Raw genomic sequence first — 16,419 nt, forward strand, 5'->3', positions numbered from 1 at the left:
TAATTACGCCCTTGTAAATTTATTTTCTTTTTCCATAATACTTATCTCTTGGGTACCAGAGATTAAAATTTTATGATCTACTTTTATTTTATTTTTATCAATTCTATTTTCGTATTTAACATGAGATAATATTTGTTTAATACAGTTAATTCTTGCTTTCTTTTTATCATCACTTCGTACTATTGACCAAGGAGTCACTTCTGTATTTGAAGACATTAACATAGAGTATTTAGCAACAGTATATTTATCCCAAAGTTTTTGAGATTCCATATCTACAGGTGAAAGTTTATATTGTTTTAAAGGATCTGTTTCTCTTTTTTTAAAGCGTCTTAACTGCTCTTTTTTAGAAACAGAAAAATAAAATTTGAATAAAATAATACCAGATTTAACCAGCATCTTTTCAAAGTCAGGAACCTCTCTTAAAAACTCATGGTGTTCGGAAGATGAACAAAAGCTCATTACAGGTTCAACACCGGCTCTATTATACCATGACCTATCAAAAAACACCATTTCACCTGCACTTGGGAGATGAGCAGTATAACGCTGAAAATACCATTGTGTTTTTTCAATATCACTTGGTTTTCCTAAAGCAACCACTCTTGCACCCCTAGGATTTAGGTGTTCCGTAATACGTTTAATCGTACCACCCTTACCAGCAGCATCTCTTCCTTCAAAAATCATAAGTACTTTTAAACCCTTATCTTTTACATAATTTTGCAGTTTCAATAATTCAATTTGTAAAGATTTTAATTCATTTTGATAAGCCAAGGTATCTTTTTTTACCCAAATCCGAACTTTTTTTACTTTGGACTTTTTATTTTTAGTATTTAGAAAATTTTCATTGTTACTTGTATCATTTTTAATAAGATCTTTTTCTTGGCCCATCTTTTTCCTTTAAGATAATCTACTTTTGTAAGCATTGTAGCCATATTCGTTTACAAGACGGTAACAATCATTTTCCTTCAAAATAATAGAAGGCAGTTTAATACCATTAAAGGTTGTGGTTTTAACCATAGTATAATGAATCATGTCTTCTAAGATAATTCTACTTCCTACTTGAAGAGGAGAATCAAAAGAATATTCACCAATAATATCCCCTGCTAAACAGGTATTTCCAGCAAGAACATAAGAATATTTTTTCACCTCTTTTAAAGCTGCGCCTTTAATATCTGCTCGATAAGGCATAGCCAGCGTATCCGGCATATGAGCTTCTGCTGATGTGTCTAAAATGGCTATTTTTTTATCATTAGAAACAATATCCAAAACACTGGCCATTAAATAACCCGTTTGCCAACCCACAGCTTCCCCTGGTTCTAAATAAACTTCTAAGTGGGGATATTTTTGTTTAAAGTTTTTTAAGAGTGTAATGAGTCCTTCTACATCATAATCATCTCTTGTAATATGATGCCCTCCTCCAAAATTCACCCACTTAAGCTGTGAAAAATATTGTGAGAAGTCTTTTTCAAAAGCTTTTAATACACCTTCCAACGCATCTACATTTTGTTCACATAAAGCATGAAAGTGCAAACCTTCAATACCTTCTACCTCATCAGCTTCAAAATTTTCTTTTGTAATTCCTAACCTAGAGTAAGGGGCACAAGGATTGTATAAATCTACAACAACCTCCGAATATTGGGGATTAATTCTTAAACCACAAGAGGTTTTTTTTAGGGCTTTTTCACGGTATCGTTTCCACTGAGAAAAAGAATTAAAAACAACATGATTGGATAAGTCTAAAACCTCATCAATCTCATCGTCGTTAAAAGCAGGTGAATAAGTATGTACTTCTTTTCCAAACTCTTCTTTAGCTAAGAGCGCCTCATGTAAACCAGAAGCACAACAGCCTTTTAAATACTTTTTACATAAATCAAAGGTGGACCATAAAGCAAAACCTTTTAAAGCAAGAAGAATATTCACATTGCTTTCTTCTTGAATACGGTTTAAAAGTTTTAAGTTTTTCTCTAACAAACTTAGGTCACATATATAAGCGGGACTTGGTAAATCTTTGTAGTCTTTATACACTTTATTCATTATAGATTTTAAAATCCTCTTTACTTACACCACAGTCAGGACATTCCCAATCATCTGGTATATCTTCAAATGCAGTTCCAGCTTTAATACCAGAATCTTCATCTCCAATTTCGGGATCATAAATATAATCACAGACTTGACAAATATACTTTTGCATAACATCCTCCTTCACAAAGATATTGAACTATACTACTCTTATGTGTAGTATACGAGTATTTTATTTTAATCTTGTTTTTTATTATGATGCTTTATTTACCATACTAGTTTTTAATTACAAGGGTAAATCAATAACTTTCCAAGGCAAACCTTGATGCATCATTTCATCCATAAATACATTTGCATCAAACTCTTCTATATTAAAAACACCCTTGCCATCCCAAGTACCATTATAAATAAGTTTTGAACCAATCATTGCAGGTACTCCTGTAGTATAAGAAACAGCTTGCGCCAGTGTCTCTTTATAACACTCTTCATGATCACAAATATTGTAAATATAAACTTTTTTTCTTACCCCATTTTTTAGGCCTTCAATAATACAGCCTATATTGGTTTTACCAACTGTTCGTGGACCTAATGATGCAGGATCTGGTAAGAGCGTAGCTAAAAATTCCATAGGAACAATTTTCATACCCTTATGTTCTACTTCTTTAATACCCAACATTCCTACATTTTCTAAACACTTCATATGCTGTATATAAGAATCACCAAAAGTCATAAAAAATCGAATACGTTTTAAGCCTTTAATATTCTTACATAAAGACTCTAGTTCTTCGTGGTATAACAAATAAGAAGATTTCACACCAATTTCAGGATAATCGTGTTCAATACGTATTTCTAAAGGTTTGGTTTCAATCCACTTACCTTCTTCCCAATACCTACCATTTGCACTAACTTCTCTTAAATTAATCTCTGGATTAAAATTTGTAGCAAAAGCATATCCATGATCTCCATCATTACAATCCATAATATCTATATACTCAATACTATCAAATAAGTTTTGTTGCGCATATGCACAAAATACAGAAGTAACACCAGGATCAAAACCAGAGCCTAAAAGAGCTTTAATGTTTTTTTCTTTAAAAGCATCATGTTTAGCCCACTGTTCTTTGTACTCAAAACTTGCCTCATCAGGGTGTTCATAATTAGCAGTATCTACATAATCAACCCCGCAAGAAATACAAGCATCCATAATAGTTAAATCTTGATAAGGCAATGCAAGATTAAGTACAAGTTTTGGTTTGATTTCATTTATTAATAAAACCAGTGCAGGTACATCATCTGCATCTATTTGTCGTACCTCTATTTGTACATTTTGTCTTTTTTTAATATCATCTCTAATAGCTTCACATTTAGAAAGTGTTCGTGAAGCCAAAGTAATATTCTCAAATGTCTCGATATTCATAGCACACTTAGTAGTTGCAACCCTACTTACTCCACCCGCACCTATAATTAAAATACCTTTTTTACTCATGTCAATTCTCCATTTGTTTCATGGAGCGATTATAGCTAATACCATATAAAATTTAAAGTCAAAACCTACTACAATAAAAGAAAAAATAAGAGAGATTAATTATGCTTATTACAAAACAAGTAACATTTATAGCAAAACAAGACAAGATAGAAGAATTAAAAGCCCTACTTAAAACAATGGTACAAGCCTCAAAAGACGAAAAAGGTTGTTTATTTTACGAAATCTGCCAAGTAAACTCACAAAAAGAAAAATTCATAGTTCTAGAATCATGGGAAAACGAAGCATCTTTAGATGGACATAAAATAAGCGCGCATTATAAACACTATAAAGCAAATTTTGAAGTATTTTGTGCAGACAAAAACTCTCTAGAATTAGAAACACTGTAGGTAATTATGAAAAATTTATGGACACAAGAAGAAGCAAAAAACTATAAAAGTGATTTAGAGCAAAGAGTATATACCTCAAATCTCTTAGGACGTTCAGATGAATTGGTACTTCATGGAGGTGGAAACACTTCTGTTAAAACAATAATCAATAAAGAAGATATTCTTTTAGTAAAAGGAAGCGGTTGGGATTTGGTTTCTATTAAAGAAGAAGGTTTTGCTCCTGTTAAACTGGATGTACTTTTAGAGATGGCAAAACTTGAAAGCTTAAGTGATAAAGATATGGTATCTCAACAAAAAGTTGCCATGATAAATAAAGAAGCACCCAATCCTTCTGTTGAAGCAATCTTACATGCGCTAATTCCATTTAAATTTGTAGATCATACTCATGCAGATGCAGTAGTAACTATTTCAAATACTACAAATGGAATTAAATTAATAAAAGAGTTATATCCTAACTTCCTAATCATTCCTTATGTAATGCCTGGTTTTATTCTTGCAAAACAAATATATGATGATACACGTGGATATGATTGGGACAAGTGTGAAGGTATAATCTTACACAATCATGGAATATTTACTTTTGATGAACATTCAAAAGAAGCTTATGACAAAATGATTGCGGCAGTATCTCTAGCAGAAGACTTTTTAGAAAAAAACACCTGTATCAAGCTTGAAAAAGAGCCTAAATCAAATGACTTTGATTACGAAACATTAAAAGAAGCCATTTCTTTAACAAAAGGTTTTGATGTTACTTTACATATAAACCAAAGTCCACTTGCACTGCATTATGCTTCACAAAATAATCTAAGAGAAAAAGTAACTCAAGGTTTATTAACGCCTGAGCATATTATTAGAACCAAAAGAAATCCTTTAGTATTAGAAGAAAATCAAAACATTCAAGAAGAGTTACAAAACTATATTATTGAGTACAAAAAATACTTTGAGTCTTTTAAAACAGATGAGATTTGTTTAAACCCAGCTCCCAATTATGCAGTAATTCAAAATGTAGGTGTGGTTACGTTTGGAAAGAATGAAAAAGAAGCTTCAATTATCAATGATATTGTTTCTCATACCCTTGAAGCCGTACTAAAAGCAGCAGATTTAGGTGCGTATAAAGCCATTTCATTAAAAGATTGTTTTGAAATGGAATATTGGGAATTAGAACAAATTAAATTAAAGAAAAAATAAATTCTAAAATCAAATATGAAAGTATAATATGAAATATTTATTAGCAATAGATGCAGGAACTGGAAGTATAAGAGCCGTTTTATTTGACATGATTGGAAATCAGATATCAATGGAGCAAAAAGAATGGATGCACTTAGAAGAAAGTGGTATTCCTAATTCTATGAGTTTTGATTATCAAAAGAACTGGCCCTTAGTAATATCTTGTATTAAAACATGTATAGAAAAAGCGTCTATTAATGCCAATGATATTTTAGCTCTAAGTGCTACAAGTATGAGAGAAGGAATTGTTTTATACGATAAAAATGGTGTTGAGTTATGGGCAGTTGCTAATGTAGATTCAAGGGCTTCAAAAGAAGTTCAAGAGCTGCAAAAACAAGATGCGTATTTTGAAAAAGATGCCTACGATATCTCAGGACAAACCTTTGCTTTAGGAGCACTTCCTCGTATTTTATGGCTTAAAAACAATAAACCTGAGATTTATGCCCAAGTGCATACTATGTCCATGCTTTCAGATTGGATTTTAGCCAAACTATCAGGCGTAATAGCCTGCGAACCTAGTAATGCTGGAACCTCTGGTATTTTTAATCTCAAAGAAAGAACTTGGGAAAAAGAGCTTGCTAAAAAAGCGGGAATAAAAGATGATATTTTTCCTCCTATTTATGAAACAGGTACTTCTATTGGATATGTCACAAAAGAAGCAGCAGAATTAACAGGCCTTAAAACCCTTACAAAAGTAGTAATGGGTGGTGGTGATGTTCAATTAGGAAGTGCAGGTTTAGGAGTAGTAAAAGAGGGAGATGTTGCAATCTTAGGCGGTTCTTTTTGGCAACAAATTGTAAATATTCCTAAAAACACTCCTCCTCCTTCTTCTATGAATATTAGAGTAAACCCTCATGTAATTTCTTCACTTTCTCAAGCTGAAGGAATTACTTTTTTCTCAGGCCTTGTAATGAAATGGTTCAGAGATGCTTTTTGTGATTTAGAAAAACTTCAAGCCAAAGAAAAAGATGTAGATGTTTATGAGATTTTAGAAGAAAAAGCAAAAGAAGTACCTATTGGTTCATACGGCATAATTCCAATCTTTTCAGATTCAATGAAATACGGCAAGTGGTATCATGCAAGCCCTAGTTTTATTAATCTTTCATTAGATGCTAGTACGTGTAATAAAGCGTCAATGTTTAGAAGCTTAGAAGAAAATGCTTGTATTGTTTCAGCTATAAATTTAGAAAAGATAAAAGAATTCTCAAGAATTGAAATTACAGAAATAGTATTTGCAGGAGGCGCTAGTAAAGGCACTTTATGGCCTCAAATTCTAGCAGATGTAACAGGATGCACAATCAAGATTCCAAAAGTAACAGAAGCTACAGCTTTAGGTGCTGCTATGAGTGCTGGAGTTGGAGCTGGAATATTTTCAAGTTTAGAAGACGCCTCCTCTCAATTAGTTCAATGGGATAGAAAATATGAAGCAAACAGAGCAAATACTCAAACCTATAGAATAATAAGAGAAAAATGGATTCAAGTGTATGAAGAGCAATTAAAACTAGTAGATATGAATCTTACTACTTCAATGTGGAAAGCTCCGGGGCTTTAAGCCAATAGATTCATCAAGCTTTCAGTTGTTTTAGGTTATACTTCGTTTTTAACACTCAAACACTACAATCGGGGATGACATGGTATCGATTGGAGCAAAGAGGGTTAGTTGCATGTCGGCCTGAACATGCCGTTAGACGGTTCATTTTTTTTAAACGCAAATAATAATAATTATTCTCCAGCTTACGCAGCAGCGTAAGTTTTAATTTAGACTCCCCTTTATTGGGTCGTAGACTAGGAGGTCCATTCTACTGATGCTATATAGGTAGAACTAAATGGGCTCACCCCCAATAGCTTATTTTAAGAAAGTTGATTTGCTTCTTAGAAAACATTTAGAATCTTAGCTTTTTAAGAGCCTTGCAGGTTGATCTTTTATAAAGTGAAATTAATCAATCTTTTACTAAACATGTAGACGCTAATTTGATTTGTTTTAAGACTGGAGTTCAATCCTCCACATCTCCACCAAAAACACTATCCAACAAAAACACTTCCTTATATTTACCTTTTTATATATGTTTTTTAATAAAACTAAGTCCAAGAATTATCGTTTGAGCAGAAGATAAAATTGATGCATGGTTAAAAATAAATTTGAATCAAAATATATTCCTTTTGAATAAGTATAATTTAATTTGCGAATCATTTATGATGTGCAAAACTTTACTTATCGCATCATTTGTGTTATTATTACGAATCAAAAATGATGTGTAAATATTAAAAATACACATCATTAATAAAATTATGGGAAGAGAAGGATTAAAAGTGCTTATAAAAAGATGGATTTGGGAACAAAAAAACTATCCAAATTTTACCTATGACAGAGATATAATTGAAAAATTATATACACATGCTTCTTATAAACAAGGTAAATTAAGTGGATATTTAAGCATACTTAATAAAGAAAAACTTGATGATTTTAAAGAAGAAGCGATTATAGATGAAACAATGAGTACTTCTGCAATAGAAGGTGATTATCTTAAAAGAGAAAGTGTTAGAGCTTCCATAAGAAAAAAACTTGGGATTGGTGACTATAGATATGAAGATACAGAACATAAAACAGATAATTTAGTCTCTATTCAATTTGACATTAACAAAAACTTTTCACAAGAACTAGAAATTGAAAAGATTTTTGCATGGCATGCGGCTATATTTCCTAGTGGTTATAGTGAAGGTATTAAAATTAATGTTGCAAACTTTAGAGATGAAGGTGAAATGAATATTGTAAGTTCAAGAGGAACAGGCAGTGAAAAACTATTTTACACAGCACCTCCAAGTAATATTCTTTTTGATGAAGTTCATAATTTCCTAACATGGTTTAATAAAACAGAAGATACTGTAATAAAATCAGCAATAGCACATTTATGGTTTTTAGTTATTCATCCTTTTGATGATGGAAATGGAAGAATTTCAAGAGCTATTGGAGATCTAGTATTCTCTAGAATTGAAAAATCATCTAATTCAAAACTATATTCTTTTTCAAAAGAAATAAATAAAAATAAAAAAAACTATTATAAAGCACTAGAAGCAACTACTGGATTTAAAAAGAAAACAGATCCTTTGGACATAACAACTTGGCTTATTTGGTTTTTAGAAACATTTATAGAATCAATAAATGAAATATTAAATAAATTAACATATATTAAAATTAAAACAAATTTTTGGGATATTCATAAAGATGACAATTTAAATGCACGTCAACAAAAAGTTTTAAATAAAATTTTGGATATAGGTGTTAATAATTTTGAAGGTGACTTAACAAAAGCAAAATATATTAGTATGAGTAAAGCTAGTTCGGCAACTGCAACAAGAGATATAAAAGAATTATTAGATAAAAAATGTATTTATCAAAAAGAAAATACAGCAGGAAGAGGAACAAAGTATTTAATATGCACTTAAAATACACTTTTTAAGATACAAAAACTACAAGATAATATTTTTATTAGATAAAAGATCTATTCCTTAAAATAAAAAACTTCATATTTATGGGGTACTTTTAGGGGTATACGGAAAATAAAACCCATGTATAGCCATTTATAAAGCATGGTTCAATCCTCTACAGCTCCACTTAAACACTCTGAAAAAGATCCAACAATCCAATATTTATACTCTCTTTTTAAAACCCTTAAAACTTAAGTCAATTAGTTTAATACTCTTATGAGTAAAAACTATTGTAAAGAAATTAAACACATATCCAATCAAGTTAAAAAATTGATTTATTATTTAATCAAGATATTATTGCTAATTTTACGTGATTCTAGGTAAATAAATAACTATATGACTATTAATAAATGATTAACAGTTTATTAAACACAACTTAACACCCCTTAATATAATATTATCTTAACATTATCAAAAGTTTATTTAGAGAATACTCTAAGTTACATAATAAAAAATACGTCTATTTTCAGTATTTTAAAAATTATAAATAGGAGATATGTCATGAGTTTCAAACTATTTTTACGATCTTTAATGTTAGCTGGAGTTGTAGTAATCGCTACAATATTATTTTTAGTAAGTTTGATTAATAATCAGGCAAGTGAAGTTAAAAAAATTCAAGATAGAAAAGTACAGTCGCTATTATTAGCGTATGAAATGAGGCAAAGTTCTGATGATTTAACGAGGTTAGCTCGAACATTTTCTGCTACAAGTGATTCTAAATACGAAAAGATGTACTGGGATATTATTAATATTAGAAATGGAGAGAAAGAAAGACCTCAAAATTACAATAGAATCTACTGGGATTTAGTATTAGAATATGGACAAAAACCTAAACCTGATGGGGAAAAGATATCCTTAAATAAAATGATGAAAGATGCTGGATTTACAAAAGCAGAGTTCGCATATTTAGCCGAAGCACAAAAGAATTCCAATGACCTTATACAATTAGAGACAGTAGCAATGAATGCTGCAAAAGGTTTATTTGAGGATGCAAATGGTAAGTTCACAATTAAAAAGAACCCAGATAATGCGCTGGCAGTTAAACTTACACACTCTAATAAATACCATGCTGAAAAAGCAAAAATTGTAAAACCAATTGATGATTTTATGGCTGCACTTGATGAAAGAACATCAAAAGAAGTGCAAAGTGCCAGTGAAACCAATGCAAACTATTTATTGATCTTATTTATCTTTTCTGGATTTGCGTTTTTATTCTTCGCGTTTTTATTTTATGTTAATAGAAAATTAATTCCTAATATGTATATTTTCAAAGATTCATTAATTAATTTCTTTAAATATTTAAACAATGAAACAGAATATTCTGGAACCATTGATGTGCATACGAATGATGAAATTGGTGAAATGGCACATGCCGTTAATCAAAACATCACAAAAATCAAATCCTTAAAAGACCAAGATGCTGCATTAATTGATGATGTAAAAAGAGTTGTTTCTCTTGTAAAAGATGGCAAGATTAAACAAACGGTTAAAAAATCAACGGAAAACGTAGGACTTGAAGAGTTAAAAACAATTATTAATGAAATGTTAGCAGTAATGGCTAAAAATGTAACAGAAGATTTAAATAAAGTTACTGATGCACTTAAGTCATACCAACAACTTGATTTTACTCATAGAATTCAAGGAGAAACGGGAAAAACAGCAGAAGGGTTAAATGCCCTCGCAGATATTATTAATGAAATGTTAGTAGAGAATAAAGACAATGGTTTAACCCTTGGCAACAGTAGTGAAGTTTTACTGGAAAATGTAAATATCTTAAATAATAATTCAAATGAATCAGCGAGTGCTCTTGAAGAAACATCAGCAGCGCTAGAAGAAATGACGGCCAGTATTATTAGTAATACGCAAAATGTAGTAGAAATGGCAGGTTATGCAAACGCCTTAAATACTTCGGCTAAAGAAGGAGAGTCCTTAGCAGGACAAACAACTACAGCCATGAATGAAATAGATAAACAAGTAAGTGCTATTAATGATGCGATATCCGTCATTGATCAAATCGCCTTTCAAACAAATATTCTTTCTCTTAATGCTGCTGTTGAAGCTGCAACTGCAGGGGAAGCAGGTAAAGGGTTTGCCGTTGTAGCTCAAGAGGTCAGAAATCTGGCATCAAGATCAGCAGAAGCAGCAAATGAAATAAAGGCCCTCGTAGAAAATGCAACTAAAAAAGCAAATGATGGTAAATCAATAGCAGCTAAAATGAGTATTGGGTATTCTGAGCTTAATGGCAATATCTCTAAAACAATTAGTTTAATAAAAGATGTTGAGAGTGCCAGTAAAGAACAACAAACAGGTATTGAACAAATCAATGCTGCAGTGGCGTCACTTGATAAAAAAACGCAAGAGAATGCTGCTATTTCAAGTAAAACTCAAGATATCGCCAATCAAACAGATAACATTGCAAAACTTATTGTCTCCAATGCAAACAAAAAAGAGTTTATAGGAAAAGATACAATGGTAAGTAAAAATATGCTTGAAAAACCATCTGAAAATATTAGCACGATTAAATACGAAGAAAGAAGAGCCCCTCACTCAAGAACAACAATAAAACCAGCCAATAAAGAAATACGTGAAAACAAGAACAATGAAGAATGGGAGAGCTTTTAAGCTCCTCCTATTTATAAAAGAGTTGAAGAATTAATGAACTTCAAGAAAACAGTGTCAAAATAATTTATTAAATAACATAAGAATATAACTTAGTTTTCATGTACTTTTAAGGGCTGTATTAAAACAAGGTTCATATCTTGGCTTTCAGATATCTAACAATCTAGTAAAATCCTTAACATCATTTACTGAGTATTTGTACTATTAGTTAGTTTTAATAGAATAATAAATTCTACTCCCTTATTTTCTTGACTTAAACACTTAATACTACCATTTAATCTGGATACAATAATATTGTATATGATATTTAGTCCTAAACCTGAGCCACCATTATTTCTATTTGTTGTAAAAAATGGATCAAATATTTTACTAAGGTTTTCTTTTTTTATCCCTTTTCCATTGTCTTTATAAATAATTTTTAACTCATTTTGATCTTTTAAAACAGTAATACTTATCTCACCTTCTTCTTTTTCTTTAAAACCATGTATAAGTGAATTCATTATTAAATTTGTAATAATTTGAGAATAAGCACCGGCATAAGAATTTATTTTTATATCATTGGGGCAAGATATATTTATCTTAATATTTGATTTTTTAGTCACTGAATGAATACTTTGTAATATTTCATCTAAGTATTTTTTTAAATTAAACTCTCTTTTTTCTTCACTACTTTGATCCACAGCAACTTGTTTAAAAGAGCGTACCAGTGCCGCTGCTTTTTCAAGATTTCTATGTATTAAAAAACTCAATTCTTTGCTATTGTCTAAATATTCTTCGAACTCACTTTGCGTCATTTTTTGATTACTATATTCTTTACTAATTTCAGAGGTAAGCTCTTCCAAATGAGATATTCCTGTTAGCCCTATGCCTATTGGGGTATTAATTTCATGTGCCACACCCGCTACCAAACTTCCTAAAGATGCCATTTTTTCTGCATCAATTAATTGTTCTTGTGTCTGTTTTAAATTTTCAATAGTACTTTGTAATTCTTCATTTGAATCTTCAAGTTCATCTTTTATAAGAGATAAGTCTTCTACACTCGCATTTAGTTTAAGATTTATTTTTTCTATGTGATTTTTATTTTTAGATATTTTATTTAAAAAATATAAAATGATTGATAAAATGAGCACAAAAACAAAAATCATTTCATAGATGATTTCATAATCTACGGCTGTATTTATTTTTGTTTTAATCCATTTATGTCTTATCTCATTTTTTTTCTCAAAACTAATAGAGTCAAGGACTTTATTTATAATAGATAAAAGCTCCGTTTTGTTTTTTTGTACTAAAAAACTGTGCTGATATTTATTCTCTAATACACCTGTTATTTTTAAAGAGGGAAAAAAATTTTTAATATAATACGATGCAATTGCAGAGTGTTCTATCGTTGCATACGTTTTATTTTTAGCAACTAAGTCAAAAGCTTCTTTAAGTGTATTGGTCTCAATTATTTTTATAAAAGGATAGTTTTCTTTAATAAAATGATAGGCAGTCAAATCTTTAGGCAACACCAAGGTTTTATTTTTTAAATCGTTTATATTATTAGTAAAATTCTCATCCTCTTTTGTCACAAGAATATAGTTAAAACGTTCATAAATATTTGACAAAACTGCATCATTTATTTTTAATGCTAAATTTGAATAAGAAGGTAAAATATCTAATTCTTTGTTTTCAAAACCTTTTATGACATCGAGTCGTGTATCTTTTTTAACAAACTCAAATTTTAAGGATGTTGTATCTTCTATTATTTTGATATATTCCATTACTAAACCAATTATTTTATCTCCATTGATAAAAACCAAAGGTTCTAAATTAGTTTCAGAAAATCTAATAATGGGATTATTTTTGATAAAAAGTTTCTCTTTTTTTGAAAATTCAATTTTGTTTGATAAATAAGAAAACTCCCTATATATATTTTTTACATATTCATACGAGAGAAGATTTTTAAACTTGTTTATATCAGGAATAAGGGTTGAAGAGGATAATAGTTTTTCATTAAAAGTGAGCTTTAAATAACCTACTTTAGTAGGATGATTATAAAGGAAATAAAAACTATCAAAAATCATTGCCTCTTTCAGTACTTCTTTTGAAGAAGAATATAAAAGTTCATTATTATCATAAACTTCAATGTTTTTGATATAAAACATTGAAGTAAAAATATTTATAATATTTTTAATTTCAAGCGTATTATGATCAAAGATGTATTTTGACAAGAGTTTGGATAAAAGCGTAAGTACTTCAACTTTAGCTTTTTTATCATATAAGATATAAGAATTGATAATTTTTTGATAAGTACCTGATTCTTTGATTTTTTCTAAATTCTTATTAAATATATTTCGTAGATTTTCATTTTTAAAAGCAAGTTTCAAGGTATTATTCGAGCCCTTAAGATAATTAAATTTATACTCAGATAATTGGGTATTACTCATATATTTCAAGTGCCATTTAAAAATATTATTGTCCATTAATATAATATCAACTTTTTTATCTAAAAAAAGTTTTATTGCTTTGTGATCCTCTTCTTCTGTATAGTTATCTTCTCTTGTTTCAGGCTTGAACATAGAATAAAATTCTTTACTAGAAAACATGTGGGCATTGGGAAATGCTACTATTTTTTTGTCTTTTAAATCTTTTACACTGTTAATCGTAATATTATCTTTTACCCTTGTAATAAAAACATTACTTAAAGTAATAAAATCATTTGAATAATAAAATTCATCGTTTCTTTCTTTAATAGAAGAAAGCATATCAAAGGAATCATTATTTTTAAAAGTATTGTAAATATTCTCATAATTTGAACTAGAATAATTGATTTTTGTTTTATAGTCTTTAAAAACTTCTTTAATTAAATCGAATTCAATTCCTTTTAAATACGAATTAGAAAAGATAAAAGGTTCTCTTTTTTTATCAAATATAATATTTAGCTCTTTTTTTATTTTTTCTTTTTTTAACCATTTTGAGATAATTCTATTTTTCTCTTCTGTTGAAATCAGATATAAAGACTTCTGTAAAATACTTTGCAAGATAAAATCATCTTTTTTAGAAAACATATGTATTTGATTTATTTTAATCTCGCTTTGCCGAATTGCTCTTAAGCCTTTAATTAATAATTCATTCAATTTATGCTCAACTACAATTTGAGATTCAAAAATAGCATCTACTTCATTATTAATAAGTTTTAAAATAGACTCTTCCACACTTGATGTTTCTATTATATTTATAGCTGGAAATTTTTCTTTTATAAAACCTACACTTGCATAACCTTTTACAAGAGCAATTTTTTTCCCTTTTAGATCTTTGAAAGAAGAGACATCTTTATTCTCTTCTTTTACATAAATATAATCCTGGATACTAATATACGGATCGCTGTATAATCCAAAAGACTCCCTCTCTTTTACATAATACACCACAGGTAAAATATCAATCTTTTTATCTTTAAAATCGTTTAATAAATTATTCCAGTTATTATTAACTAAGTTGATTTTTAAAGATGATTTTTTAAAAATGAGTTCCAAGATTTCTCCGGCTAAACCTCCCATTTTATTAGCATCAGTAGCATAAAGAACCGGTTTCCACTCTTCAATTCCAATATTAAGAACAGGGGAATTTTTTATATATTTTAATTCTTCATTCGTAAAAACAGAATTTTTTATCTTTTGATTTGCCCACTTATTTTTAATTATTTGCATTTGTTTTTTACTAATAGATCTAAGACCTTTATCAATAATAGAGGTAAAAATTTTATCATTTATTTTTGTTCCAATATGGAATTCACCCTCTTTAAGAAAAAACATTTTTTTAATTTGAAGTTTGTATTTTTCTAAATCATATTCATGTGGATCATCTTGAATAGTAAAATCAGCCGTTTTATCTTTAATCTTATTGAGTATGTCTATTTGATTGTTGGAATATATAATTTTTACATTTTTTTGTTTTTTTTGAAGTATGTCCTCAGCTATTGAGTTATTATGAACAATTGCTATTTTATTATCAAGGTTTTCTATATCTTGAATAGAAGTATCTGACTTTCTGGTCACTAAATACATTGGGGAAAAAAAATATGCAGAAGAATAGGAAAAAAACTCTTCTCTTTCTTTTGTCCAAGATAAACCAAATATTCCATTACTTTGGCCGTTTTTACTGGCTTTATACGCTTTTGACCAGGAATCAAATACCTTATATCCTATTTTGCTATTTAGATTTTCATTTATTTGATTTAATAAATCTACATGAAAACCAGATATTTCCATTTTTTTATTATAAAAACTCATACGCTTCCAGTCTTTTAATAAAGCAAGACTAACATTTGTATTCTTCTTTAAATATATTCTTTCTTCAAGGCTTAAAATATCATTTTCTTTTATCAAAGAAAGGGAATGCTGGTCTTTATTTATAATCCATTTTTTTTCTAATTTTATCAAATCTTTCGTATTAATTTTATTCATACCCTCAAGTACAATTTTTTCTAAGTTTTTATCATTTTTTTTAATAGCAGCATAAAACGACTTATTCAAAGAAAAATCTTCTATTTTTTTAACTTTATTGTAATCAAAATATCTAATGATATTCATCCATGTAATAATATCATCATCAATGAACGCATCTATTTTATTGTTCATTACATCTTCTTTAAAATCTTTATAATCAAGATATGTTTTGGTATGTATTAAAGGATAGTTCTTGGCAAAATATGTTTCAAAATATGTTCCTTTTAAGAAACCAAGGGTTTTTCCATTTAGCTCACTTATTGTATGTATATTTTTGTTTTTTAATACAAAAATACTGGAATTCACATTATAAATTGCATTTAAATATTTCAAATACTCTTTTCTATTTTTCGTTTTAAATAAACCAGAATGAATATCAACTTTTTTATTTTTTATATTATCTAAGGTTTCATTCCAAAAAGAGGGGATAAACTTAATTTTAACACCCGTTTTCTCTGACCACAAACGCCAATAATCAATAAACATTCCCGAAATTTCGTTTTCAGCATTAATAAAAGAATAAGGTGGGATATCAGAAGGAGTTGCAATTTTTAATGTTTTGGCAAATAAAGAAGAAGAGAACAATATAGACATAATTAAAAAATATTTTACAAAATTTTTCACATTATTCCTTCTTAGATATTACATATTATATATTAGTTAAATAAACTTTAAAAATAATAATAAAAATAATATATTTAAAAGATTTATG

General features: G+C 29.0%; 10 protein-coding genes and 1 other RNA gene. 6 read left to right on the forward strand and 5 right to left on the reverse strand.

The features are described from left to right. Positions 1–3 precede the first annotated feature (3 nt). The 4 genes from ppk2 to HRT41_00525 all read right to left on the reverse strand — a co-directional run bounded on the left by ppk2 (position 4) and on the right by HRT41_00525 (position 3,502). Positions 4–885, reverse strand: coding sequence for a polyphosphate kinase 2 (gene ppk2, locus HRT41_00510; GenBank protein NQY22489.1), 882 nt, complete (start codon positions 883–885; stop codon positions 4–6). 9 nt (positions 886–894) lie between these two features. After that, positions 895–2,031, reverse strand: a complete 1,137-nt coding sequence (gene nspC, locus HRT41_00515) for a carboxynorspermidine decarboxylase (GenBank protein ID NQY22490.1) — start codon at positions 2,029–2,031, stop codon at positions 895–897. Then, positions 2,024–2,188: a rubredoxin gene (locus HRT41_00520; protein NQY22491.1), complete on the reverse strand. Its 165-nt coding sequence runs from the start codon at positions 2,186–2,188 to the stop codon at positions 2,024–2,026. The genes nspC and HRT41_00520 overlap by 8 nt, the downstream gene beginning before the upstream one ends. Positions 2,189–2,302: 114 nt before the next feature. Then, positions 2,303–3,502, reverse strand: a complete 1,200-nt coding sequence (locus HRT41_00525; protein NQY22492.1) for a saccharopine dehydrogenase family protein — start codon at positions 3,500–3,502, stop codon at positions 2,303–2,305. 101 nt (positions 3,503–3,603) lie between these two features. Between HRT41_00525 and HRT41_00530 the strand changes: the two genes are divergently transcribed. The 6 genes from HRT41_00530 (at position 3,604) to HRT41_00555 (ending at position 11,223) form a co-directional block, all read left to right on the forward strand. Then, the gene (locus HRT41_00530) at positions 3,604–3,888 is read left to right on the forward strand and encodes an antibiotic biosynthesis monooxygenase (GenBank protein ID NQY22493.1); all 285 of its coding nucleotides are present in this window, start codon (positions 3,604–3,606) and stop codon (positions 3,886–3,888) included. 6 nt (positions 3,889–3,894) lie between these two features. Next, on the forward strand, positions 3,895–5,076 hold the full coding sequence (locus HRT41_00535; GenBank protein NQY22494.1) for a class II aldolase/adducin family protein: 1,182 nt from the start codon (positions 3,895–3,897) through the stop codon (positions 5,074–5,076). 28 nt (positions 5,077–5,104) lie between these two features. Beyond that, complete coding sequence (gene lsrK / locus HRT41_00540; GenBank protein ID NQY22495.1) at positions 5,105–6,667, forward strand: autoinducer-2 kinase; 1,563 nt, start codon at positions 5,105–5,107, stop codon at positions 6,665–6,667. A gap of 70 nt (positions 6,668–6,737) precedes the next feature. After that, positions 6,738–7,131: a transfer-messenger RNA gene (gene ssrA, locus HRT41_00545) on the forward strand. Positions 7,132–7,431: 300 nt separating this feature from the next. Further along, on the forward strand, positions 7,432–8,559 hold the full coding sequence (locus HRT41_00550; GenBank protein ID NQY22496.1) for a Fic family protein: 1,128 nt from the start codon (positions 7,432–7,434) through the stop codon (positions 8,557–8,559). A 573-nt stretch (positions 8,560–9,132) separates the two neighbouring features. Then, the gene (locus HRT41_00555) at positions 9,133–11,223 is read left to right on the forward strand and encodes a HAMP domain-containing protein (protein ID NQY22497.1); all 2,091 of its coding nucleotides are present in this window, start codon (positions 9,133–9,135) and stop codon (positions 11,221–11,223) included. A gap of 182 nt (positions 11,224–11,405) precedes the next feature. Here the strand turns inward: HRT41_00555 and HRT41_00560 are convergent, their stop codons facing one another. Then, positions 11,406–16,331, reverse strand: coding sequence for a transporter substrate-binding domain-containing protein (locus tag HRT41_00560; protein ID NQY22498.1), 4,926 nt, complete (start codon positions 16,329–16,331; stop codon positions 11,406–11,408). Between the last annotated feature and the right edge of the window lie 88 nt (positions 16,332–16,419).

It is taken from the genome of Campylobacteraceae bacterium, from assembly GCA_013215945.1.
GTDB lineage: Bacteria > Campylobacterota > Campylobacteria > Campylobacterales > Arcobacteraceae > NORP36.

Coding starts and splice junctions, on each gene's coding strand:
- HRT41_00535 (NQY22494.1), top strand. CDS start 3,895: ATGAAAAATTTATGGACACAAGAAGAAGCAAAAAACTATAAAAGTGAT.
- HRT41_00520 (NQY22491.1), bottom strand. CDS start 2,188: ATGCAAAAGTATATTTGTCAAGTCTGTGATTATATTTATGATCCCGAA.
- HRT41_00530 (NQY22493.1), top strand. CDS start 3,604: ATGCTTATTACAAAACAAGTAACATTTATAGCAAAACAAGACAAGATA.
- ppk2 (NQY22489.1), bottom strand. CDS start 885: ATGGGCCAAGAAAAAGATCTTATTAAAAATGATACAAGTAACAATGAA.
- nspC (NQY22490.1), bottom strand. CDS start 2,031: ATGAATAAAGTGTATAAAGACTACAAAGATTTACCAAGTCCCGCTTAT.
- lsrK (NQY22495.1), top strand. CDS start 5,105: ATGAAATATTTATTAGCAATAGATGCAGGAACTGGAAGTATAAGAGCC.
- HRT41_00525 (NQY22492.1), bottom strand. CDS start 3,502: ATGAGTAAAAAAGGTATTTTAATTATAGGTGCGGGTGGAGTAAGTAGG.
- HRT41_00555 (NQY22497.1), top strand. CDS start 9,133: ATGTTAGCTGGAGTTGTAGTAATCGCTACAATATTATTTTTAGTAAGT.